This is a genomic window from Bradyrhizobium sp. ERR14, assembly GCF_014198235.1.
Lineage (GTDB): Bacteria > Pseudomonadota > Alphaproteobacteria > Rhizobiales > Xanthobacteraceae > Bradyrhizobium.
In genome coordinates this window covers 274,740-297,911 of record NZ_JACIHD010000006.1, presented here as the reverse complement: position 1 = coordinate 297,911, position 23,172 = coordinate 274,740, and the positions used below count along the sequence as shown (strand labels likewise).

The window sequence follows — 23,172 nt, the reverse complement described above, 5'->3', positions numbered from 1 at the left end:
CTACTCCCCTCAGTGATTGACACTACGCAACACGTTGTCGACGGCCGTGCCGAGCTTGTCGACGATCAGGTCGATCTCCTCTGCGGAGGCGATATAGGGCGGCGCCAGCAACACGTGGTCGCCGCGAACGCCATCCACGGTGCCGCCGCCGGGATAGCAGCCGAGCCCATTGGCGAAGGCCTCCGCCTTGATCTTCTGATTGAGCTTGAGCGCAGGATCGAACGAGGTGCGGCTGGCGCGATCAGAGACCAGCTCGATCGCCCAGAACAGCCCTCGGCCCCTGATATCGCCGACATGGCGGTGATTGCCGAAGCGCTCGGTCAGGCGCTGTTCGAGCTGCTTGCCGCGCTCCTTGACGCGCTCGAGCAGGCCGTCCTCGCGGATCACCTCCTGCACCGCCAGTGCGGCGGCGCAGGCGAGGGGATGTGCCAGATAAGTGTGGCCGTGCTGAAAGGCGCCCGAGCCGGCGCGGATGGTGTCGATGATCTTGCCGCTCGCGAGCATCGCCCCAATCGGCTGGTAGCCGCCGCCGAGCCCCTTTGCGATCGCCTGGATGTCGGGCGCGATGCCTTCCTGCTCCCAGGCATGCGTGGTGCCGGTGCGGCCCATGCCGCACATGACCTCGTCGAGGATGAGCAGCGCGCCGTGCCGGTCGCAGATCTCACGCACCGCCCTGAAGTAGCCGTCCGGCGCCGTCACCGCGCCGGCGGTGGCGCCGACGACCGGCTCGGCGAGGAACGCCGCGACCGTGTTGGGACCGAGCCGCTGAAATTCCGCTTCGAGCTCCGCCGCCAGACGCGCCACGAACTGCGCATCGGATTCGCCGTCGCGCTTCTCGTGATAGGCAAACGCCGGCGTCACATGGCTGAAGGCGGCCGAGAGCAGCGGCGCATAGGGCGCGCGCCGCCAGGCATTGCCGCCGGCGGCGAGGGCGCCCAGCGTGTTGCCATGGTAGCTCTGTCGCCGCGCGATGAAATGTTGCCGCTGCGGCTCGTCGCGCTCGATGAAATATTGCCGCGCGAGCTTGATGCTCGCTTCGATCGCCTCGGACCCGCCGCTGACGAAATAGGCGTAGGCAAGACCGCCCGGCTCATGGCCGACCAGCGTCTCGGCGAGAGCCTCGGCGGGCTCGGAGGAGAAGAAAGCAGTATGCGCGTAGGCCAGCGTTGAGGCCTGCTTTGCCATCGCCGCGATCACGCGTGGATGCTGATGGCCGAGGCAGGAGACTGCCGCACCGCCGGAGGCGTCGATGATGCGCCGCCCGTCCTCGGCAAAGAGATAGACGCCTTCGCCGCCGATCGCCTTGGGCGGCGTCTCGCGGAGCGAGCGGTGCAGCACACGGCTGGTGCGAGCGGCCATGGGTCAACCTTTCTCTGAGACGTAGATGGAGGCAGCAGTGAGCCGCGCCTCGGTATTCTCCAGGCGCTTCTTCGCGGCGGCGCCGCCGAGCGAGAACGTTACGGCAGCCAGCGACTGCGCGATCGCGATCGCGCCGGTGAGACTCGGGAAGAAGCCGGGAGAGGAGGCCGCCTCGAACAGCAGCAAATGGTCGGCGCCCTCGGCCATCGGCGCAGAGAGGGTGTCCGCGATGGCAATCAGCGTCGCGCCGCTGTGATGAGCGGCTTGCGCGACGCGGACGCTCGCATGGGTGTACGGCAGGAAGCCGATGACGATGACGGCTTCGCCCGGCCGGAAGGCGCCGAGGTCGAGATCGTCGGGGCCGGACACGCCGACGAGTTGCACCTGCTCGGGGCGGAACAGCCGAAGCTCGTAGTTCAGGAGCTCGGCAACGCTGCGGCAGCTGCGATAGCCGGCAATCCAGATCCGCTCGGCCTCATGCAGGGAGCGCGCGGCCTCCGCGATCGGTTGCGCCGGAATGCGCGGAAGGCCGTCGGCCTCGGCTTCGAGCTTGTCGGTGACGAGCGCGACATCGGCATTCGGGCCGGGCCGGCGGCTTCTGGCGCGGCCGGAGAAGGGCGAGGTCTGCGATGGTCGCCGCGCCTCGGTCAGCGCCGCGCGCAATTCGTCCCAGCCCGAATAGCCGATCGCCTTGGCGAGCCGCGTGAACGCGGCGGGATCGGCGCCGGCTTCCGCAGCGAGGTCGCGCATCGAACGGGTGGTGGCGTCATAATCGTTGGCGGCGACGAAGCGCCCGACTTCCTGCAGCCGCATCGGCAGCGATGGCAATGCAATGCGCAGTTCGCTCAGCGGCGAGGATTTCGCGGACTCGACCATGAAACATTTGTTGCACGAAATATAGATTGGTGCAACAGTTGACGTGTGCCGCCCGGAAATCGCTGCCTCTCGAGAAGGGTTTTTGTGCCGTGACATCGGACACGCCGAGACCGCCACCGCGCCGCCGCCTGTTTGGCGCATGGGGACGCCGCGAGCTGCAGGGCCTGTTCTGGCAGGTGCTGGTGGTCGGGATCGCGCTCGCGGTCATCGGCTTTCTCTGGTCCAACACTGTCACCAACCTTTCGGCGCGCCGCATCACGACCGGTTTTGCCTTCCTCGGACGCGAGGCCGGCATGCCCATCGCCGACAGCTTGCTCGCCTATAATCCGAGAGACACGTATCTCTGGGCCTTCGTCGTCGGCATCGGCAACACCTTGCGCGTCGCCGTGATCGGCATCGTGCTCGCGACTATCCTGGGCACCCTGATCGGCATCTCGCGACTGTCGGCCAACTGGCTGCTGTCACGACTTGCCGCCGTCTATGTCGAAACGCTCCGCGACATCCCGCTGCTGCTTCAACTCCTGTTCTGGTACGTGCTGATGCAGGCGCTGCCCGCCGCGCGCGCGGCATGGCGGCCGGTCGAGGGCGTGTTCCTGTCCAATCGCGGCCTGATCCTGCCGGCCATTCCGCTTGGCCCGCCCCAGCTTTGGGTGCTCGGCACGGCGGTGTTCGGCCTTGCCGTGGTCTATCTCATCCGGCGATGGCTGATCGTGCAGCAGATGCGCGACGGCAGACCCCGGCCGGTATGGCCCTTTGCGGTGAGCTTCATCCTCGCGTTGCCCGTTCTGGTGTCCGTACTGCTTCGCGTGTCCTGGAAGATCGAGTGGCCGGAGCTGCGCGGCTTCAATTTCGTCGGTGGGCTGACGCTCGCCCCAGAATATTTCGCGCTGCTGATCGCGCTCGTCACCTACACCTCGGCCTTCATTGCCGAGATCGTGCGCAGCGGCATCCAGTCGGTGCCGCGCGGACAGTGGGACGCCGCCAACGCGCTTGGCCTGCGCCGCAGCTTCATGCTGCGGCAGATCATCCTGCCGCAGGCGCTACGCGTCATCGTGCCGCCGATGACGAGCCAGTATCTCAATTTGACCAAGAATTCCTCGCTCGCGGTCGCGATCGGCTACCAGGACGTGGTCTCGATCGCCAACACCACGCTGAACCAGACCGGGCAGGCGATCGAGGCGATCGCGCTGATCATGGCGGTGTTCCTGACCATCAGCCTTTCCATCAGCTTCTTCATGAACTGGTACAATGCGCGCATCGCGCTGGTGGAGCGCTGAGCATGACCGCGATCACCGACATGCCGGAAGTGCCGCGCGCCGCCCGCCGCCCGCAGATGGGAAATCCGGTGTTGCGCTGGCTGCGTACCAATCTGTTCTCGTCGATCCCGAACGGCATCCTCACCGTCGTGCTGCTGGCGATCCTCGCCAAGGGCATCTTCAGCTTCGTCCAGTGGGGCATCGCGAATGCCGTCTGGCTGACCCCGGCGAACGATTCCAGCGCCTGCCGCGCGGTGCGCGGCCTCGGCGCCTGTTGGGCGATCATTCCCGAAAAGTACCGCTTCATCCTGTTCGGCACCTATCCGTTCGACGAGCAGTGGCGGCCGGCGCTGTCGGTCGTACTGTTCATCGCACTGTACTTTCTCTCGACCCGTCGCGTTTTGTGGCGGCGCGAACTCATCTATCTCTGGATCGGCGCGCTCGCGCTTATCAGCGTGCTGATGTGGGGCGGCGTGCTCGGCCTTTCCTTCGTCTCGCAGGATCGCTGGGGCGGCCTGCCGGTCACGCTGATACTGGCGACGTTCGGGTTGGCTTTCGGGTTTCCGCTCGGCATCCTCGTCGCGCTCGGCCGGCGTTCGAAGCTGCCGGCGATCCGCTCGCTCAGCGTGCTCTATGTCGAGCTGATCCGCGGCGTGCCGCTGGTGAGCCTATTGTTCATGGCAAGCGTGATGTTTCCGCTGTTCATGCCCAGCGGATTCAACATCGACAAGCTGCTCCGCGCACAGATCGCGATCATCCTGTTTGCGGGCGCCTACCTCGCCGAAGTCATCCGCGGCGGCCTTCAGGCCGTGCCACGCGGGCAGTATGAAGCGGCGGACGCGCTCGGGCTGTCCTACTGGCGCAAGAACCGGCTGATCATCCTGCCGCAGGCGATCCGCCATGTCATCCCGCCGCTGGTCAACACCTTCATCGCATTCTTCAAGGACACCAGCCTCGTCCTGATCATCGGCATTTTCGATCTGCTCACGACGGCGAAGACGGCGATCATCGATCCTGCGTGGCAACAGTTTTCGGTCGAGGTCTATATCTTCGTCGCTGCAATCTACTTTGTGTTCTGCTTCGCGATGTCGCGGTACAGCCGTAGCCTGGAAGCGACGGGCGGGAGGTGATCTTCCTTCTCCCCTTGTGGGAGAAGGTGGCGCGAAGCGCCGGATGAGGGGTTCTATCGTCGAATTCAGACGGCGAGGGAGTCCCTTGTGGAGAGATACCCCTCACCCGTCTCGCCGCTATGCGGCGAGCCACCCTCTCCCACAACAAGGGGAGAGGGTGTTACGGAGCGCGCGGTGTAGAGTGGAATTACTTCCTCACCTTCGGATCGATTGGCGTGGTGCCGCGCAGACCCAGAATATCCTCCAGCACCTTCGCGCCCGCGAGCACCTGCGCATCGCCCCTTGGTGCACCGACCACCTGCACCCCGACCGGCAGGCCCGACGCCGTGAAGCCGCATGGCAGCGACAGCGAGGGGCAGCAGGCGAGCGTGATGGCGTAGACGATGCCGAGCCACTCGACGTAATTGTCGAATCTTTTGCCGGCGCATTCGGCGACATAGCGGTGTTCGATCGGGAAGGGCGGCACGATCGTGGTCGGCGTCAGCAGCAAATCGTAGGTCTTGAAGAACTCGACCGCGCGCGCCGTCATGCCGACGCGCTGGGCCTCGGCGCGTTCGAGTTGCTCGACCGTCAGCTTGAGGCCTTCCTCGATGTTCCAGATCACCTCGGGCTTGAGCAGGTCGCGCTTGGTGCGCAGCAGATTGGCCTTGGTGATCGCGAAATCGAAGGCGCGCAGAACGTGGAAGCATTCATGCGCATCGCGCCAGTCCGGATGCGCCTCCTCGACGATGGCGCCAGCCTCGGCAAAGCGTTCCGCCGCCTTGCGCGTGATCGCCTTCACCTCGGGATCGACAGGCGTGATGCCGAGATCGGGCGAATAGGCGATGCGCTTCGGCTTCTTGCCGGACTGAGCCGCCGACAGGAACGAGGTCGTGGGCGCCGGCAGCGACAGCGGATCGTCCGCATAATCGCCGCTCATCGCATCCAGCAGCAGCGCGAGATCCTCGACGCTGCGCGCCATCGGGCCGACCACGCCGAGATTGCGATCGATGCCGGATTTGGGGGTATGTGCGACGCGGCCGATGCTCGGGCGCATGCCGACGACGCCGCAGAAAGCCGCGGGGCTGCGCAAGCTGCCGCCCATGTCGGAGCCTTGCGCCAGCCAGGCCATGCCGGTGGCCAGCGCCACGGCCGCGCCGCCGGAAGAGCCCGCCGCGGATTTTGAAGTATCCCAGGGATTGAGGGTTGCGCCGAACACTTCATTGAAAGTGTTGGCGCCGGCGCCGAATTCCGGCGTGTTGGATTTGGCGTAGACCACCGCGCCGTTGGCCTCGAGATTCTCGACCATGAGGTCGGACTTGGCGGGGATATTGTCCTTGAAGATCGGCGAGCCCTGCGTGTTCAACACGCCCGCAACGTCGGTCAGATCCTTGATCGGCACCGGCAGGCCCGCGAGCAGCCCCCGCGCGCCGGCGGGTTTCCGCATCAAGGCCTTGGCGTTGTCCCGCGCCCGATCGAAACACAGGGTCGGCAGTGCATTGACCTTGCCGTCGACCTCACTGATGCGCTTCTCCGCAACATCCAGCAGCTCGAGCGGCGATACATCGCCGGACCGCAGCTTGTCGACGACGGCGCAGGCGGTTTCACGGATCAGGTCTTGAGACAATTACTTTACTCCTGTGCTTATTGTGTTCGTCATTGCGAGGAGCGAAGCGACGAAGCAGTCCAGAGTCCCTCCGCGGGCAACAATCTGGATTGTTTCGCTTCGCTCGCAATGATGCGGATAGAGTTAGCCCCAGCCAGCGCTGATGCCGCCGTCCACCGTGTAGATCACGCCCGACGTATAGCCGGCGCGGTCCGATGCCAGGAACGCCATGAGATCGCCGATCTCGCGCGCATGCGCGGGACGGCCGAGCGGCAGGCTCTTCTGGAATTCCTTGTAGCGGCTCTCGTCGCCGAACTGGTGCTTGGCCCGCGTCTTGAGCAGGGTGACGTGGCGATCGGTGCCGACGGGGCCGGGATTGATGCCGACCACGCGGATGTTGTCGGCGAGACTTTTTCCGCCGAGCGCGCGGGTGAAGGCCATCAACGCGGCATTGCCGGCGCTGCCGCAGATGTAATTGGCGTCAAACTTTTCGCCGGCTGCGCCGATATCGTTGACGATCACGCCGCCGCCCTTCGCCTTCATCTGCGCGTAGATCTGCCGCGTCAGGTTGATATAGCCGAACACCTTCAATTCCCAGGCGTGACGCCAGGTCGCCTCGTCGATCTTGTCGATCGAGCCGCCGGGGATGTCGCCCGCATTGTTGACGAGCACGTCGATGTCGGCGGCTTCCTTCGCAAGCCGCGCCAGATCCTCGGCCTTGCGAAGATCGACGATGCTCGTTGCGGCATCGATCTGGTGGGCGGAACGCAGGCGCTCGGCCAGCGCCTTGAGCTGGTCGCCGTTGCGGGCGGCGAGCAGGAGGTGCGCGCCTTCCTCGGCAAACGCTTCGGCGGCGGCGGCGCCAATGCCCTTGGACGCGCCGGTGATCAGGACGCGCTTGCCGCGCAGATGCAGATCCATGAGGGTACTCGCAGGATAGGAACAGGATGAAATCAGTAGGCGCTTGGCCGCGCCATGGTCAACATTGCAGTGCAGCGTTGCACTGCCGCTGCGTTTGGTCCATTGCAATGCGGTCAAAAGGCGGCGACTGCCGGACCAACCAAGGACGTTCTCGATGAGCAAGAAACAATACCGGATCGCGGTCATTCCCGGCGACGGCATCGGCAAGGAAGTGATGCCCGAGGGCCTGCGCGTCCTGGAGGCCGCGGCGAAGAAGCATGGGGTCTCCCTGCATTTCGACCATTTCGACTTCTCGTCCTGGGACTATTACGAGAAGCACGGCCAGATGATGCCTGACGACTGGAAGGAGAAGATCGGCAAGCACGATGCCATTTATTTCGGCGCGGTCGGCTGGCCGGCCAAGATTCCGGACCACGTCTCGCTATGGGGCTCGCTGATCAAATTCCGCAGGGAGTTCGACCAGTACGTGAATTTGCGCCCGGTGCGGCTGATGCCCGGCGTGCCGTCGCCGCTGGCGGGCCGCAAGCCTGGCGATATCGATTTCTGGGTGGTGCGCGAGAACACCGAAGGTGAATATTCCTCCGTCGGTGGCCGCATGTTCCCCGACACCGACCGCGAGTTCGTCACCCAGCAGACGGTGATGACCCGCACCGGCGTCGACCGCATCCTGAAGTTCGCCTTCGAGCTCGCGCAGTCGCGGCCGAAGAAGCATTTGACCTCGGCGACCAAGTCCAACGGCATCTCCATCACCATGCCCTATTGGGACGAGCGCGTTGAAGCGATGGCGAAGAAGTTTCCGGGCGTGAAGTGGGACAAGTACCACATCGACATTCTCACCGCGAACTTCGTGCTGCATCCGGATTGGTTCGACGTCGTGGTCGGCTCCAATTTGTTCGGCGACATCCTCTCCGACCTCGGCCCGGCCTGCACCGGGACGATCGGCATCGCGCCGTCAGGCAATATCAACCCCGAGGGCGATTTCCCCTCGGTGTTCGAGCCGGTGCACGGCTCGGCGCCTGATATCGCCGGCCAAGGCGTCGCCAACCCGATCGGCGCGATCTGGTCGGGCGCCATGATGCTCGAGCATCTCGGCGAGAAGGAAGCCGGCAAATCGATCGTCGAGGCGATCGAGCGCACGCTGGCCGAACGCACGCTCCGCACCAAGGACCTCGGCGGCAACGCCGACACCACGGCCTGTGGCAAGGCAGTCGCGGATATGGTGGATTGAGGCTCTTTACCCTCTCCCTTGTGGGAGAGGGTGGCTCGCCGCCTAGCGGCGAGACGGGTGAGGGGTATCTCTCCGCGGAGTTAAACCTCTCAAAAATTTTTCGCGGCACGAACCCCTCATCCGGCGCTTCGCGCCACCTTCTCCCACAAGGGGAGAAGGGAAGAGAGGCGTGCCCCGCGCCTTTCAGCCAGCGATGTTCTCGATCGCGGCCTGATCCAGCCCGAACTTCTTCCCGGCCTCGATGATCTCCTGCCAGGTGGTCGGATCGACCGGAATGCCTTCGGCAAGGCGCTTCTCCTTGGTCTCGCGCTCGGGCTCGCCGGCGATTCTGACCTTGTCGACGCCGGGGGCAGGCGGCGAGCCGGTTTGCCAGGCAACAAAACTCTCGACTTCGCGCGCGAGGTTTTCGCCGGTGCCGAGCTTGCCGGGATCGATGACGATCGAGAGCATGCCGTTGAGGACGTTGTACTTGCCGTCGGAGGGGCCCTTGACCACCTGCCCGCCGGAGAGCGCGCCGCCGAGGATCTCGCACACGAGCGCGAGCCCCGAGCCCTTGTGCTCGCCGAACGGCAGGATCGCGCCATGCGGCGGGATCACGGTGTAGCGCGGGTTGGTGGTGGGCTTGCCTTCGTTGTCGATGATGGTGCCTGGCTCCAGCGCGACGCCCTTGTTGTGGGCGACGCGGGTCTTGCCCTGCGCGATCCGGCTGGTGGCGAAGTCGAGCACGATCGGGTGTTTGCCGGCGCGCGGGATGCCGACGCAGAACGGGTTGGTGCCGTGGCGCGCATCGCTGCCGCCCCAGGGCGCCACGATCGGGCGGGAAATGACGTTGACGAAGTGGATCGAGACCAATCCGTGGTCGATGCACTGCTCAGCCCAGTGGCCGATGCGACCGATGTGATGCGAATTGGAGAGCCCGACGAGGCACACGCCGTTTCGCTTAGCGCGTTCGGCTGCCAGCTCCATGGCTTCATGACCGATCACCTGGCCGTAGCCAGTGAGTCCGTCGAGGGTGAGGAGCGGCCCCGTGTCGAGCACAATCTTGACGTGCGCGTTGACGGCGAGGCCACCATTGGTGACGCTCTGGACATAGCGCGGGATCATACCGACGCCGTGGGAGTCATGGCCCTTGAGGTTGGCCTCGACCAGATTGGTGGCCACGAGCTCGGCTTCGCGGTCCGAAGACCCGCCTGCCTTGACGATGGCACGAATGGCGTTGGTGAGCGGCTCTGCCTTGATGGTGCGATAGTCGGCCATTGTTATTGCTCTTATCCTTTCACAATTTGGCGGGGAGCGTAGGGTGGGTTAGCCGAAGGCGTAACCCACCACTTCTGTCTCCGCGGAAACTAAAGAGGTGGGTTACGCCTCGCAGATGCGCTTTGCGCACCTGCAAGGCTAACCCACCCTACGAATTCACGATGCGGCGGCAATGAACCAATGCGGCTTCAATCAGGTTCTCGCTCGCCTCCGGCGTGCGGAAGGCGGAATGCGCCGACAGCGTCACGTTCGGAATTTTTGTCAGCGGATGATCGCCGGGCAGAGGCTCGGTGTTGAAGACGTCGAGGCCGGCATGGCGCATGTGGCCCGATTTCAGCGCGTCGATCATCGCCTGCTCGTCGACGATCGCGGCGCGGGCGGTGTTCACGAAGATGACGCCCGGCTTCATCTTTGCGATCTTCTCGCGCGTGATCATGCCGCGCGTCTCGTCATTGAGCAGCAGATGCAGCGACACGACGTCGCTCCTTGCCAGCACGCTGTCGAGATCGGTGAATTCCACGCCCGGATGGCTCTTCGGCGAGCGATTCCAGGCGATCACCTTCATGCCGCTGCCGGACGCAATGCGCGCGACCTCGGCGGCGATGCCGCCGAAGCCGATCAGGCCGAGCGTTTTGCCGGTGAGCTGCATACCGTCTTCGCGCAGCCAGTTGCCGCCGCGCATCTCGCGATCCATCATCGCGATGACGCGGGCCGAGGCCCACATCAGCGCGATTGCGGATTCAGCGACCGCGGTGTCGCCATAGCCCTTGATCAGGTGCACGGAGATGCCGAGTTCTGCCAGCTCCTCCGGGTTCATGTAGCTGCGCGCGCCGGTGCCGAGGAACACGACGTGCTTCAGCCCCGCACATTTCTTCGCCACCTCGGTCGGCAGCGCAGTGTGATCGACGATGGCGATCTCGGCGCCGTCGAGGATGTCAGGATATTGCTCGGGCTTGATATCGGGATCCCTGTGGATCCGTACCTTGGGATCCCCGGGCTTCTCCAGCCGTTCCATGATCACGGCAAGCGCTTCATTGGCGTCGACGAAAACTCCGCGCATGGCTCTCTCCGGTCAGGACGCGACGCCGGCGATCGCCAGCACGGTATGCATGAGAACGTTGGTGCCGGCAGTGCAGTCGCCCTGCGTGGCATCCTCCAGCTCGTTGTGGCTGATGCCGTCCTTGCAGGGCACGAACACCATCGCCGCCGGCATGATCGTGTTGAGGTTGCAGGCGTCGTGGCCGGCGCCGGAGGTGATGCGGCGCGAGGAATAACCGAGCGTCTTTGCCGCGTTCTCGACTGCCGAGATCAGCTTGGGATCGAAATGCGTCGGCGGCTTGCGCCAGACCAGGTCGATCTTGACCTCGACCTTGCGGCGCGCGGCGATTTCGGCAATCGCGGCGCGCAGATCGCGATCGAGCGCGTCCATGATGGCGCCGTCCGCGCTGCGGCAATCCATGGTGAAGGCGATCTCGCCGGGAATGACGTTGCGCGAGGGATTTGCGATCACGGCTTCGCCGATGGTGCCGACCGCGTTCGGGCCGTGCTTCTTCGCGATGGATTCCATCGCCAGCACGATCTCCGACAACGTCGCCAGCGCGTCGCGCCGCAGCGGCATCGGCGTCGATCCGGCATGGCTCTCGAAACCGGAGATCTTGCCGTCATACCACAGCACACCCTGGCCGGAATCGACCACGCCGATGGTCTTGCCTTCGGCCTCCAAAATCGGGCCCTGCTCGATGTGCAACTCGACGAAACAGCCGAGCTTCTGGAAGCCTACCGGCTTGTCGCCGCGATAGCCGATGCTGTCCAGCGCCTGGCCGACGGTCGTGCCCTCGGCGTCCTTGCGCGACAAAATGTCGTCGGTGGTGAAGTCGCCGACATAGGCGGCGGAGGCCATCATCGCGGGTGCGAAGCGCGAGCCTTCCTCGTTGGTCCAGTTGACGACGCAGATCGGCGCTTCGGTCTCGATGCCGGCATCGTTCAGCGTGCGGATCACTTCAAGTGCGCCGAGTGTGCCCAGAATGCCGTCATACTTGCCGCCGGTCGGCTGGGTGTCGAGATGCGAGCCGATGCCGACGGGCGGCTTCGACATGTCGCGGCCCTTGCGCAGGCCGAACTGTGAGCCGAGCGCGTCGGTGTGCACTTCGAGCCCGGCGTCCTCGCATGCCTTGCGGAACCAGTCGCGCACCAGCTTGTCTTCGCTGCTCAGTGTCAGCCGCCGCACGCCGCCTTTGGCCGTCGCGCCGAATTGCGCGGTCTCGTGGATGGAGCCCCAGAGGCGGGCGGAATCGATTTGCAGATTGGTGGCGGCTCGGCTCATGCGGTGGGGTCTCTCGATTGTCCGGCGCCTTTTTCAATGACGCGCCAGCGCGGGCGCGTCAACTGCGAGGCTGCTCTGCGCAATCTGCCGTGCAAGCTCGGCGACGCGCTCCACGGCGACGACGTCGGGCGAGGCGAGCCAGCTCGCGGTGAACGTCAGCGGTGCGATCGCCAGATCGGTGTCGAGCAGCTGCAGCCGGCCGTCGGCGAGCTCGTTCTCGACGATCGCGTCGGGGATCACGGCGACGCCGAGGCCTTCGACCGCCATGTGGATGACGGTCGCGAGCGATGCGGACGCGTGCAGCCGGATCGGCGGCAGCTCCGGCCGGTCGAATACCTCGCGCACGACCTCGTAAGGCTTGGTCTTGCGCGGGAAGGTGATGATCGGAAATCGCGCAAGCTCCGCCGGTGTCACCCGGCCTTTGCCGAGGCCGAGCGAAGGGCTTGCGAGGAAGCCGATCGGGTAATCGGCGAGCACGCGATTATGCACGCCGGACGCCGACAGCGGTCCGACCACGAAGGCAAGCTCGATCTCCTGCGCGAGCAGGCGCGCGGTGAGGTTGGGCGTGATGTCGACCTCGATCTCCAGCGACAGGTTCGGATAGATTTGGTTCACGCTCTTCACGAGGCGCGGCAGCCAGGTGTGCACGATGGTCTCGGCGACGCCGAGCCGCATCACGCCCCGCATCGCCGAGCGGTCGCCGATCTCCGCCATCATCTGGGCGCGCAGGCCGATCAGCTTCTCGGCATAGACCATCATTTGCCGGCCGCTCGGCGTCGGCGAGGCGACGCGGTGGTCGCGGTTGAGGAGCTTCACGCCCATCTCGCGCTCGAGCTGGGCAATGCGCTGGGAGATCGCCGGCTGGGTCGTGTTGAGCCGTGCTGCAGCGCCGCGGAAGCTGCCGAGCTTTACGACCCAGAGAAAAGTCTCGATCGACCTGAAGTCCAGCATTGGAAGGATTTTCCTCGTCGATAAAATGAATTTATCGATATCGATTAGAAAGGACGATTAGACTTTATAGCACGCTTGGTGTTGGCTGTCTTTGTCGAGTTTATAGGCAGGTCGATTACATGACTGTTTTGGTGGCAGTGCAGCAAACTGAAACGCCCGACGCCCTTCCGAGCCGCAAGGCGCGGCTTGCCTATCGGCAAGGGCTGGTCGCCTCCACCGCCGGCGTCGCCCCCGGCTTCGTCCAGGGCAATCTGGCGATCCTGCCGGCGGAATATGCCAGCGCCTTTCATCGCTTTTGCCAGCTCAATCCGAAGCCGTGCCCGATCATCGGCATGTCCGATGTCGGCAGTCCTTTCGTCCCTTCGCTCGGCGTCGATCTGGACATCCGTACCGACGTGCCGCGCTACCGGGTCTGGCGCGACGGCGAGGTCGTCGACGAGCCGACCGATGTGACGAAGCATTGGCGCGATGATCTCGTGACCTTCGTGCTCGGCTGCTCCTTCTCGTTCGAGGAAGCCTTGCTCGACGAGGGCATGCCGATCCGGCACATCGAGCGCAATGTGCGCGTGCCGATGTATCGTACCAACATCGCCTGCGGCGAGGCCGGTCCGTTCGCCGGTCCCATGGTGGTCTCGATGCGTCCGTTCAAGCCGGCGGATGCGATCCGCGCGGTGCAGATCACCTCGCGCTATCCCGCCGTGCACGGCGCGCCCGTCCATCTCGGCCATCCGCATCTGATCGGCATCAAGGACATCGCCAAGCCGGACTACGGCGATCCGGTGCCGGTCGCCGACGACGAGATTCCGGTGTTCTGGGCCTGCGGCGTGACGCCGCAATCGGTGATCAACGCCGCCAAGCTTCCGTTCGCAATCACGCATTCGCCGGGCCTGATGCTGGTGACGGATCTCAAGAACAGGACCATGGCCGTGATTTAGTGAGCAGCGTTTGCTGCTTCTTCGGGCTTTACCGCATCCATCAATCGCTTCATCCGATCAGACGAAATTCAGTAACAGGGGACTTTGCCATGACGATCACTCGCCGCGACGTGTTGTTGGGAGCCACCGCGACCGCTGCACTGGTGCCGCTCGCCGCACGCGCCCAGACTTCCGAAGTCGTGATCGGCGTCATCTATCCGTTCTCCGGCGGCAGCGCGCAGCAGGGCGTCGACGCGCAGAAGGCCTATGAGACCGCGCTCGAGGTCATCAACAAGGACACCGATTTCGACCTGCCGCTGGCGAAGGGCGAGGGCCTGCCGGGCCTCGGCGGCGCAAAAGTCCGCCTCGTGTTCGCCGATCACCAGGCCGATCCGCAGAAGGGCCGCGCCGAAGCCGAGCGCCTGATCACGCAGGAGAAGGTCTCCGCCATCATCGGCACCTATCAGAGCGCCGTCGCCGTCACCGTCAGCCAGATCTGCGAGCGCTACCAGGTCCCGTTCGTGTCCGCCGACAACTCCTCGCCGAGCCTGCATCGCCGCGGCCTGAAGTATTATTTCCGCGCCGCGCCGCATGATGAGATGTATTCGGCCGCGATGTTCGACTTCTTCGATGCCATGAAGAAGAAGGGCACCAAGATCGAGACGCTGTCGCTGTTCCACGAGGACACCATCTTCGGCACCGATTCCGGCAACGCCCAGGCCAAGATCGCCGGCGAGCGCGCCTACAAGATCGTCACCGACATCAAGTATCGCGCCAACTCGCCCTCGCTCTCGGCCGAAGTGCAGCAGCTCAAGTCTGCGAATGCCGACGTGCTGATGCCCTCGAGCTACACCACCGACGGCATCCTCCTGGTCAAGACCATGGCCGAACTCGGCTACAAACCGAACGCGATCGTGGCGCAGGACGCCGGCTTCTCCGAGAAGGCGCTGTACGATGCCGTCGGCGACAAGCTCGAAGGCGTGATTTCGCGCGGCACCTTCTCGCTCGACCTCGCGCAGAAGCGCCCGATGGTCGGCAAGATCAACGAGATGTTCAAGACGCGGTCGGGCAAGGACTTCAACGACCTCACCTCGCGCCAGTTCATGGGCCTGATCATCCTTGCCGACGCCATCAGCCGCGCCAAGTCGACCGACGGCGAGAAGATCCGTGATGCGCTGGCCGCGACCGACATCCCGGGCGAGCAGACCATCATGCCCTGGAAGCGCGTCAAGTTCGACGAGATGGGCCAGAACAACGACGCCGACCCGGTTCTGCTGCAGTATATCGGCGGCAAGTTCGTCACCATCTTCCCGCCGCAGGCCGCGATCGCGGAAGCGGTCTGGCCGATGAAGTAAGACTGGGACGCGGGAGCTCAGATGCAGCTCCCGCCCTCATCCTGAGAAGCGGGCGTAGCCCGCGTCTCGAAGGACGAGGGCTGGGCCATCCTTCGAGACGCGCGCCGGTGCGCGCTCCTCGGGATGAGGATCTATTTCGGGGGACAGACTTTTGACAGCCCAAGCCATTATCCAGAGTCTTGCCAGCGGCCTCCTGATGGGCCTGCTGTACGGACTGATCGCGGTCGGCCTCGCGCTGATCTTCGGCCTGATGGACGTCACGAACTTCGCCCATGGCGAGTTCCTGATGATCGCGATGTATCTGTCCTTCTTCCTGTTCGCCTTCTTCGCGATCGACCCCTTGCTGTCGGCGCCGTTGGTCGCCGCGGCGCTCTTTATCTTCGGAGCGGTGATCTACCTGCTCATTGTTCGCTTTGCCATGCGGGCCAAGGCCAACGCCGGCATGGTGCAGATCTTCACCACCTTCGGCCTTGCCATCGTGATGCGGGGCCTGGCGCAGTTCTTCTTCACGCCGGATTATCGCAGCATTCCGCAATCCTGGCTCGGCGGCAAAACCATCTCGGTCGCCGGCATCTTCCTGCCGGAGCCGCAGCTGGTCGGCGCGCTGGTCTCGATTCTCGCCTTTGCCGGCCTCTACTTCTTCATCCATCGCACCGATTTCGGCCGCGCGCTGGAAGCCACCCGTGAAGATCCCGGTGCGGTCGCGCTGGTCGGCATCGACAAGAACCGCGTGTTCGCGTTCGGCTGGGGCCTCGGTGCCGCGCTGGTCGGTCTCGCCGGAGCGATCATGGCAAGCTTCTTCTATATCTATCCCGATGTCGGCGCGTCCTTTGCGCTGATCGCCTATGTCACGGTGGCGCTCGGCGGCTTCGGCAGCGTGTTCGGCGCCTTTGCCGGTGGCATCATCGTCGGCCTCGTCGAGGCGGTCACCGCGCTGGTGCTGCCGCCGTCGCTGAAATCGGTCGGCATCTACGCGGTTTACCTGCTGGTCGTCTTCATCCGGCCGCGCGGCCTGTTCGGATCGATCTGATGGACAAGGATTTTGCAGCGCGGCGCCGCCGCGACCTCATCATCGCCGCGGTGCTCGCCGTGATTGCCGCGCTGACGCCATTGTTCGTGAAGGACGTCGTCGTCCAGAACATCCTGATCCTGACCCTGATGTATGCGGGACTGTCGCAGAGCTGGAACATCCTGTCCGGCTATTGCGGGCAGATCTCGCTCGGGCACGCGCTGTATTTCGGCCTGGGTGCCTACACCACCGAGCTGCTGTTCACGAAGTTCGGCGTGCTGCCCTGGTTCGGCATGTTGGCGGGCGGCGTGGTGTCGGCGCTGATCGCGATGGGGCTCGGTTATCCCTTCTTCCGCCTGCGCGGCCATTACTTCGTGATCGCCACCATCGTCATCGCCGAGATCGGCTTGCTTCTGTTCCACAACTGGGAATGGGCCGGCGCCGCGATGGGCATCACCATCCCGATCCGCGGCGACAGCTGGCTGAAATTCCAGTTCCTGCGCACCAAGCTGCCGTACTTCTATTTCGCGCTGGCGCTGTGCTGCCTCGCCTGGTTCGTCACCTGGTGGCTGGAGAACTCCAAATGGGGATTTTGGTGGCGGGCGGTGAAGGACAATCCGGAGGCGGCCGAAAGCCTCGGTGTCGACGTCTTCAATTCCAAGATGGGCGCGGCCGCCGTCTCCGCCTTCCTGGTCGCGGTGGGTGGCAGCTTCTATGCCCAGTTCGTCTCCTACATCGATCCTGAAAGCGTCATGGGCTTCCAGTTTTCGCTCTTGATGGCGCTGCCCGCCGTGCTCGGCGGCATCGGCACCCTGTGGGGCCCGGTGCTCGGCGCCGCCATTCTGATCCCGCTGACGGAGCTGACCCGCTTCAAGTTCGGCGGCTCCGGGCGCGGCGTCGACCTCATCGTCTATGGCACGCTGATCGTCCTGATCTCGCTGGCCTTGCCGCGGGGACTGCTCAGCCTGTTCTCACGCCCGAAGAAGACGGGGGCCGCACGATGACCGCGCTTCTTGAAACCCGCGGCGTCTGGCAGCGGTTCGGCGGCCTCGTCGCCAACAGCGACGTCTCGATCTCGGTCGGCCGCGGTGAGATCGTCGGCCTGATCGGCCCGAACGGCGCCGGCAAGTCGACGCTCTTCAACCTCATCGCCGGCGTTCTGCCGCCGACGCAAGGCTCGATTCTATTCGACGGCGAGGACGTCACCCACATGCCGGCGGCCGAACGCTGCCAGCGCGGGGTGGGGCGCACCTTCCAGGTGGTCAAGAGCTTCGAGACCATGACCGTCATCGACAACGTCATCGTCGGTGCGCTCGTGCGCAACACGGTAATGCGCGAGGCCCGTCGCAAGGCGCATGAGGTGTTGGAATTCACTGGCCTTGCCGCGCGTGCCGACGTGCTCGCCAGCGACCTCGTGCCGGCCGAGAAGCGCCGTCTCGAAGTCGCCCGTGCGCTCGCGACCGAGCCGAAACTGCTGCTGCTCGACGAAGTCCTCACCGGCCTGACGCCGACCGAGGCGCAGACCGGTGTCGCGCTGGTGCGCAAGGTGCGCGATGCCGGCATCACCGTGTTGATGGTCGAGCATGTCATGGAAATCGTGATGCCGCTGGTCGACCGCGCCATCGTGCTCGATCTCGGCAAGGTGCTGGTCGAGGGCAAGCCCGCCGATGTCGTTCGCGATCCCAAGGTGATCAGCGCATATCTGGGAGATCGTCATGCTGTCGGTGCGTGAAGTCACGACCGCCTATCAGGGCCTGGTCGCGATCTCCTCGATCTCGATCGAGGTTCAGAAGGGCGAGATCGTCTGCGTCGCCGGCGCCAATGGCGCGGGCAAGTCGACGCTGCTCAAATCCATCGCCGGCGCCGAGCGTCCGCGCTCAGGCACCGTGACGTTCGACGGCAAGCGCCTCGACGGCATGGCGCAGCACCACATCACGGCGACCGGCATTGCCTATGTGCCGGAGAATCGCCGCCTGTTCCCGCGTCTGTCGGTGCGCGATAATCTGCGTCTCGGCAGCTATCTCTACCGTGGCGAGGCGAGCCGCGAAGGACCGCTCGATCTCGTCTTCCAGCTGTTTCCACGCCTGGCTGAACGCCTGGAGCAGCGCGCCGAAACGCTCAGCGGCGGCGAGCAGCAGATGCTGGCGATCGGCCGCGCGCTGATGACGCGCCCGCGCCTGTTGATGCTGGACGAGCCCTCGCAGGGCATCATGCCGAAACTGGTCGACGAGATTTTTCAGGCCGTAAAGCGCATCCGCGATGCCGGCATGACCGTTCTGATCGTCGAGCAGCGCATGGCCGAATGCCTGGAGATCGCCGACCGCGCCTACATCCTGCAAACCGGCCGCGTGCTGATGCAGGGCCCCGCGGCTGAGATCAGGGGCAATCCCGACGTGAGGAAGGCGTATCTCGGATTGTAGCCGCTCGCTACGATCCCTATTCTGATTGTTTCTTGTTCCGGTTCTTGCTTGCGCCACGCAGCGTCGGCGCTGGTGCCGAGGGTTGCCCGAAGCCATTCATCTGAATGCAAGAGAGCAGGTCGACGTAGCTTTCGATGCCACCGGCGGAGGCCTCGGTGTAGCATTGGATGCGAATTGTCTCCGGCGTTGTCGTCCAGATGGACCCGAGCTGTTGCTGTGCGGTCTGCTCGTCGCTCATGCAGGCCTCATAGGACTGCGGCTCGGTCAGCGACTTGTCGATCTCCTGAGTTGCCTTGCAGTTGGCCTCGACCTTGAGATCGGGGACGCCGCCGCGCCCGGACGTCTGGGCGTTTGCGGAAAGTGACAAGACAATAAAGCAGGCGGCAGAGAGGAAGGCGCAGGATACTTTGAAATCCATGACAATTCTCCCAGCGATCGATGAAACAACTCCTTCAGTCAATTACAGGGGGATCATGTGCTCGCGATCCCGGCAATGCAAATCAATTCCGGCAGTGTCAGACGGTGTCGTAGCCCGGATGAGCAGAGCGATATCCAAGGCCCTGGTCCTGCATATCGCTTTGCTCATGCGGGCTACGATCGTCTCGTTCCACGATCTCTGCCGTCATCCTGAGGTGCGCGCTCTTGCGCGCCTCGAAGGATGGGCCGCGAGCGCCTGTAGCCCATCCTTCGAGGCTTCACCTTGCGATGCGAATGCATCGCAAGGCTCGCACCTCAGGATGACGTCGGTGGGTGTGGCGGGCGGCCGTCGCCATATTCTCCGCAATGGCGAGGTGAGAGCCGGGCTAATGCCCGTGCCCATGCTCCGGCAGCGTCACCCCGAACACCTTCACCAGATCGGCCACCTGTTCCGGCGACAGATAGCGCGGGTTCATCCCGCGCAGCAGCAGGTACAGCTTCGCCGTCTCCTCCAGCTCCTCCGTGGCGAACACCGCCGCTTCCAGCGTGTCGCCGGCAACCACCGGGCCGTGATTGGCGAGCAGCACCGATGAATATTTCCCCGCCAGTCCCTTGATCGCGTCGGCGACCGCGGGATCGCCGGGGCGGTAGTACGGCACGAGCGCGGTGGCGCCGCATTTCATCAGATAATAGGCCGTCATCGGCGGCAGCGCGGCGCGCGGGTCGATCTCGGGCAGCATCGAGAGCGCGACCGAATGGGTGGAGTGCAGATGCACGATCGCGCGCGCACTGCCGCGCGTGTCGTAGAGCGCGGTATGGAGCGGAACCTCCTTGGTCGGCGCATCGCCCGATACCAACCGTCCCTGGTCGTCCAGCCGTGACAGTTTTGCGGGATCGAGAAAGCCGAGCGAGGCGTTGGTCGGCGTCACCAGCCAGCCGCCGCCATCGAGCCTGACGCTGATATTGCCGGAGGAGCCCGGCGTCAGACCACGCTCGAACAGGGACCGGCCGAACCGGCAGATATCCTCGCGCAGCCTCGTCTCGTTGCTCGTGTCGGTTCTCATGGCCGTCATGTCCGCTTGTCTCACGCTTTGGCAGCGCGGCCAAGCCGTGATATCGGTTCGCCGAGCCGCCGCAAAAGCCGGCCGTCCGGGAAACGTTCGCAAGGGTTAGTTGCATGTCCGCCTCCACGTCACAAAATCAGCGCATCGCGGTCATCGGGCTCGGCTCGATGGGGTTTGGCATGGCGACCTCGCTGAAGCGCGCCGGTCACGCCGTCACCGGCTACGACGTTTCGGCCGAGGCGGTGGCGCGTTTCGTGAAGGATGGCGGTGCGGGTGCCAAAACGCCGGCCGAGGCGGCCAAGGGCGCGGACATCGTCGTCAGCGTCGTCGTCAATGCCGCGCAGACGGAAGCCGTCCTGTTCGGCAAGGATGGGGCCGCCGAGACCATGCCCGAAGGCAGCGTCTTCGTATCCTCCGCCACGATGGACCCGGACGTGGCGCGACGTCTTGCCAAGCAGCTGGAGGCAACCGGCCGGCATTATCTGGATGCTCCGATTTCCGGCGGAGCGCAGCGCGCCGCGCAAGGCGAGCTAACGATCCTCGCCTCCGGCAGCCCCACAGCGTTCGCGAAGGCACGGCCCGCGCTCGATGCCATGGCCGCGAAGCTCTACGAGCTCGGCGATGCCGCAGGCCAAGGTGCCGCCTTCAAGATGATCAACCAGCTGCTCGCCGGCGTGCACATCGCCGCCGCCTCGGAGGCGATGGCATTCGCCGCCAAGCAGGGTCTCGACATCCGCAAGGTCTATGAGGTGATCACGGCCTCCGCCGGCAATTCCTGGATGTTCGAGAACCGCATGCCGCACGTGCTCGACGGCGACTACACACCGCGCAGCGCGGTCGAGATCTTCGTCAAGGACCTCGGCATCATCCAGGACATGGCGCGCAGCGCTCGATTCCCCGTGCCGGTCTCCGCGGCCGCCCTCCAGATGTTCCTGATGACATCAGCCGCCGGCATGGGCCGCGACGACGACGCCTCGGTGGCGCGGATGTATGCGCAGGTCACCGGCGTCAAGCTGCCCGGCGACAAGTAACGAAGAGGACTCCAATGCCCCGTTTCGCCGCCAATCTCTCGATGATGTTCACCGAGGTGCCGTTCCTCGATCGCTTCGATGCCGCCGCTTCAGCCGGCTTCACTGCGGTCGAGTTTCTCTTTCCCTATGAGCATCCCGCCGAGGCGGTCGGCGAGCGCCTCAAGCGCAACGGCCTGACTCAGGCGCTGTTCAATCTGCCGCCGGGCGACTGGAACGCCGGCGAGAAGGGTTTTGCGGCGCTCCCCTCGCGCTTCTCCGATCTCAAGACGGGCCTGGAGACGGCGCTGCCTTACGCCAAGGCGACCGGCGTCAAGCGCCTGCACCTGATGGCCGGCATCGCCAACCGCGGCGAGCGCGTCGCGATCGAGGCGTTCTACAAATCGGTGGCATGGGCTGCGGAGTTCTTCGCCCCGCACGGCATCGATATCGTGCTCGAGCCGATCAATGCGCGCAACGTGCCCGGCTACTTTCTCAACGATTTCGGCTTCGCGCGCGATCTGATCCAGGAGCTGAGGCTTCCGAACCTCAAGCTCCAGTTCGACATCTATCACTGCCAGATCATCCATGGCGACGTCACGATGCGGCTGCGCGAGATGATGCCGATCATCGGCCACATCCAGATCGCCAGCATCCCCTCGCGCAACGAGCCCGACGGCGAGGAGCTGAACTATCCGTTCCTGTTCGAAGAGCTCGACCGGCTCGGCTATGCCGGCTTCGTCGGCTGCGAGTACAATCCGCGCGGCAAGACCACCGATGGCCTTGCCTGGTTCAAGCCTTATGCAGGAGTGAAGCCGTGACACTTGCGTTGGGCTGCATCGCCGACGACTACACCGGCGCTTCCGACCTCGCCAACACGCTGACGCGCGCGGGCCTGCGCACCGTGCAGACCATCGGCGTGCCCGCGGACGATCTCGCACTGCCTGAGGTCGACGCCGTCGTGGTGTCGCTGAAGAGCCGCTCGATCGAGGCCGGCCTTGCCGTGTCGCGTTCGCGCGCGGCGGATCAGTGGCTGCGCGGCCGCGGCGCCGGCCACGTGCTGTTCAAGATCTGCTCGACCTTCGATTCCACCGACGCCGGCAATATCGGTCCGGTGATGGACGCGCTGCGCGCCGATAGCGGCGAAGGTGCCGTGCTGGTGACGCCGGCGTTCCCGGAGACCGGCCGCACCGTCTATCAGGGCAACCTTTTCGTCGGCGCCGTGCCGCTCAGCGAGAGCCCGCTGAAGGACCATCCGCTCAACCCGATGCACGATTCCAACCTGGTGCGCGTGCTGGCGCGCCAGAGTAGGACGCAGATCGGTCTCGTCGACCTCGCCAACGTCACGCGCGGCGCAGATGCCGTGCGGGCACGGCTGGCCGAGCTGGCGGGCAAGGGCATCGGCGCGGCCATCATCGACGCGGTCTTCGATCGCGATCTCGAAACCATCGGCCTCGTCGCCGCCGAACATCGGCTGTCGGTCGGCGCCTCCGGCATCGGCCTCGGGCTCGCGCGTGCGCTGGTGTCGACGGGTAAAGTCAAATCGGCCAGGGCGAACGGCGAGACCGGCGCTGCCGTCGGTGGACCGGCGGCCTGCCTCGCCGGGAGCTGCTCTCAGGCGACGCTTCAGCAGATCGCCAACGCCGAACGGGTCATGCCGGTGCTTCATCTCGATCCTGACCGTATCATTACGGGGGCCGGCGAAGCGCAGCGCGCGTTGGACTGGGCGAGGCCGCGGCTGGCGGAGGGCCCGGTGCTGATCGTCTCGAGCGCGACGCCCGATCAGGTCGCCGCGCTGCAGGCGCGGCACGGCCGCGACGCAGCCGGCCATGCGATCGAGCAGACCATGGCCGACATCGCGGAGAGCCTTGTAAAATCAGGGGTGCGGCGACTGATCGTTGCCGGCGGCGAGACCTCCGGTGCCGTGGTCGATCGGTTGAAGATGCCCGGATTTCTCGTGGGAGTAGAAATCGCGGCAGGTGTCCCGGTGCTGCATGCGGTGGGCGCGCAAGCCGACATGCTGCTCGCTCTGAAGTCCGGAAACTTCGGCGGCGCTGAATTTTTCTCCGATGCGCTTAGGCTCATGCGCTGAGCGCAGAG

The 23,172-nt window shown here is 64.9% G+C and carries 22 protein-coding genes; 12 read left to right on the top strand and 10 right to left on the bottom strand.

Annotated elements, in window-relative coordinates:
• Positions 1-9 precede the first annotated feature (9 nt).
• Positions 10-1,359 carry an aspartate aminotransferase family protein gene (locus GGD62_RS19585; protein WP_183709647.1) on the bottom strand — a complete coding sequence of 450 codons (1,350 nt, stop codon included), beginning with the start codon at positions 1,357-1,359 and terminating at the stop codon, positions 10-12.
• Positions 1,360-1,362: 3 nt separating this feature from the next.
• Positions 1,363-2,235 carry a MurR/RpiR family transcriptional regulator gene (locus GGD62_RS19580; protein WP_183709645.1) on the bottom strand — a complete coding sequence of 291 codons (873 nt, stop codon included), beginning with the start codon at positions 2,233-2,235 and terminating at the stop codon, positions 1,363-1,365.
• Between the two features lie 89 nt (positions 2,236-2,324).
• On the opposite strand from GGD62_RS19580, the gene GGD62_RS19575 reads away from it, so the two are divergent.
• Complete coding sequence (locus GGD62_RS19575) at positions 2,325-3,512, top strand: amino acid ABC transporter permease (RefSeq protein ID WP_183709643.1); 1,188 nt, start codon at positions 2,325-2,327, stop codon at positions 3,510-3,512.
• A 2-nt stretch (positions 3,513-3,514) separates the two neighbouring features.
• Positions 3,515-4,621: an amino acid ABC transporter permease gene (locus GGD62_RS19570; protein ID WP_183709641.1), complete on the top strand. Its 1,107-nt coding sequence runs from the start codon at positions 3,515-3,517 to the stop codon at positions 4,619-4,621.
• Positions 4,622-4,808: 187 nt separating this feature from the next.
• Here GGD62_RS19570 and GGD62_RS19565 read toward each other — a convergent pair whose 3' ends face one another.
• On the bottom strand, positions 4,809-6,227 hold the full coding sequence (locus GGD62_RS19565; RefSeq protein WP_183709639.1) for an amidase: 1,419 nt from the start codon (positions 6,225-6,227) through the stop codon (positions 4,809-4,811).
• Between the two features lie 123 nt (positions 6,228-6,350).
• Positions 6,351-7,127, bottom strand: a complete 777-nt coding sequence (locus GGD62_RS19560; protein ID WP_091953556.1) for an SDR family oxidoreductase — start codon at positions 7,125-7,127, stop codon at positions 6,351-6,353.
• A 154-nt stretch (positions 7,128-7,281) separates the two neighbouring features.
• Here GGD62_RS19560 and GGD62_RS19555 point away from each other — a divergent pair, with 154 nt between their 5' ends.
• Positions 7,282-8,355: a tartrate dehydrogenase gene (locus tag GGD62_RS19555; protein WP_183709637.1), complete on the top strand. Its 1,074-nt coding sequence runs from the start codon at positions 7,282-7,284 to the stop codon at positions 8,353-8,355.
• A 183-nt stretch (positions 8,356-8,538) separates the two neighbouring features.
• On the opposite strand, the gene GGD62_RS19550 is transcribed toward GGD62_RS19555, so the two are convergent.
• The 4 genes from GGD62_RS19550 to GGD62_RS19535 form a co-directional block, all read right to left on the bottom strand.
• Positions 8,539-9,612, bottom strand: a complete 1,074-nt coding sequence (locus GGD62_RS19550) for a malate/lactate/ureidoglycolate dehydrogenase (RefSeq protein WP_183709635.1) — start codon at positions 9,610-9,612, stop codon at positions 8,539-8,541.
• Between the two features lie 148 nt (positions 9,613-9,760).
• Entirely contained in the window at positions 9,761-10,672 is a 912-nt protein-coding gene (locus GGD62_RS19545; RefSeq protein WP_183258502.1) for an NAD(P)-dependent oxidoreductase, read from the bottom strand.
• Positions 10,673-10,684: 12 nt separating this feature from the next.
• Positions 10,685-11,935, bottom strand: a complete 1,251-nt coding sequence (locus tag GGD62_RS19540; protein WP_018315614.1) for a Zn-dependent hydrolase — start codon at positions 11,933-11,935, stop codon at positions 10,685-10,687.
• Between the two features lie 33 nt (positions 11,936-11,968).
• Positions 11,969-12,886 (bottom strand): LysR family transcriptional regulator, encoded by a 918-nt coding sequence (locus tag GGD62_RS19535; RefSeq protein WP_183709633.1) that lies wholly within the window; start codon positions 12,884-12,886, stop codon positions 11,969-11,971.
• 119 nt (positions 12,887-13,005) lie between these two features.
• Here GGD62_RS19535 and GGD62_RS19530 point away from each other — a divergent pair, with 119 nt between their 5' ends.
• The 6 genes from GGD62_RS19530 (at position 13,006) to GGD62_RS19505 (ending at position 18,584) form a co-directional block, all read left to right on the top strand.
• Positions 13,006-13,821, top strand: a complete 816-nt coding sequence (locus tag GGD62_RS19530) for a putative hydro-lyase (RefSeq protein WP_179740045.1) — start codon at positions 13,006-13,008, stop codon at positions 13,819-13,821.
• 89 nt (positions 13,822-13,910) lie between these two features.
• Entirely contained in the window at positions 13,911-15,155 is a 1,245-nt protein-coding gene (locus GGD62_RS19525) for an ABC transporter substrate-binding protein (RefSeq protein WP_026201530.1), read from the top strand.
• Between the two features lie 196 nt (positions 15,156-15,351).
• Positions 15,352-16,185, top strand: coding sequence for a branched-chain amino acid ABC transporter permease (locus tag GGD62_RS19520; RefSeq protein WP_244550725.1), 834 nt, complete (start codon positions 15,352-15,354; stop codon positions 16,183-16,185).
• A complete protein-coding gene (locus GGD62_RS19515) occupies positions 16,185-17,168 on the top strand; it encodes a branched-chain amino acid ABC transporter permease (RefSeq protein WP_018315619.1) in 984 nt (327 codons plus the stop codon). The genes GGD62_RS19520 and GGD62_RS19515 overlap by 1 nt, the downstream gene beginning before the upstream one ends.
• The gene (locus tag GGD62_RS19510) at positions 17,165-17,896 is read left to right on the top strand and encodes an ABC transporter ATP-binding protein (RefSeq protein ID WP_018315620.1); all 732 of its coding nucleotides are present in this window, start codon (positions 17,165-17,167) and stop codon (positions 17,894-17,896) included. The genes GGD62_RS19515 and GGD62_RS19510 overlap by 4 nt, the downstream gene beginning before the upstream one ends.
• A complete protein-coding gene (locus tag GGD62_RS19505; protein ID WP_183709631.1) occupies positions 17,880-18,584 on the top strand; it encodes an ABC transporter ATP-binding protein in 705 nt (234 codons plus the stop codon). Before GGD62_RS19510 ends, GGD62_RS19505 begins: the two co-directional genes overlap by 17 nt.
• A 16-nt stretch (positions 18,585-18,600) precedes the next feature.
• Here GGD62_RS19505 and GGD62_RS19500 read toward each other — a convergent pair whose 3' ends face one another.
• Complete coding sequence (locus GGD62_RS19500) at positions 18,601-19,002, bottom strand: hypothetical protein (RefSeq protein WP_183709629.1); 402 nt, start codon at positions 19,000-19,002, stop codon at positions 18,601-18,603.
• Positions 19,003-19,387: 385 nt separating this feature from the next.
• On the bottom strand, positions 19,388-20,074 hold the full coding sequence (locus GGD62_RS19495) for an aldolase (RefSeq protein WP_183709627.1): 687 nt from the start codon (positions 20,072-20,074) through the stop codon (positions 19,388-19,390).
• Positions 20,075-20,178: 104 nt separating this feature from the next.
• Between GGD62_RS19495 and ltnD the strand changes: the two genes are divergently transcribed.
• From ltnD to otnK, 3 genes are read left to right on the top strand one after another with little or no spacing between them, the layout of a single operon-like run.
• Positions 20,179-21,096 carry an L-threonate dehydrogenase gene (gene ltnD / locus GGD62_RS19490; RefSeq protein ID WP_092259490.1) on the top strand — a complete coding sequence of 306 codons (918 nt, stop codon included), beginning with the start codon at positions 20,179-20,181 and terminating at the stop codon, positions 21,094-21,096.
• A gap of 14 nt (positions 21,097-21,110) precedes the next feature.
• Positions 21,111-21,893: a 2-oxo-tetronate isomerase gene (gene otnI / locus GGD62_RS19485; RefSeq protein WP_018315625.1), complete on the top strand. Its 783-nt coding sequence runs from the start codon at positions 21,111-21,113 to the stop codon at positions 21,891-21,893.
• The gene (gene otnK / locus GGD62_RS19480) at positions 21,890-23,164 is read left to right on the top strand and encodes a 3-oxo-tetronate kinase (protein ID WP_183709625.1); all 1,275 of its coding nucleotides are present in this window, start codon (positions 21,890-21,892) and stop codon (positions 23,162-23,164) included. The genes otnI and otnK overlap by 4 nt, the downstream gene beginning before the upstream one ends.
• Positions 23,165-23,172: the final 8 nt, after the last annotated feature.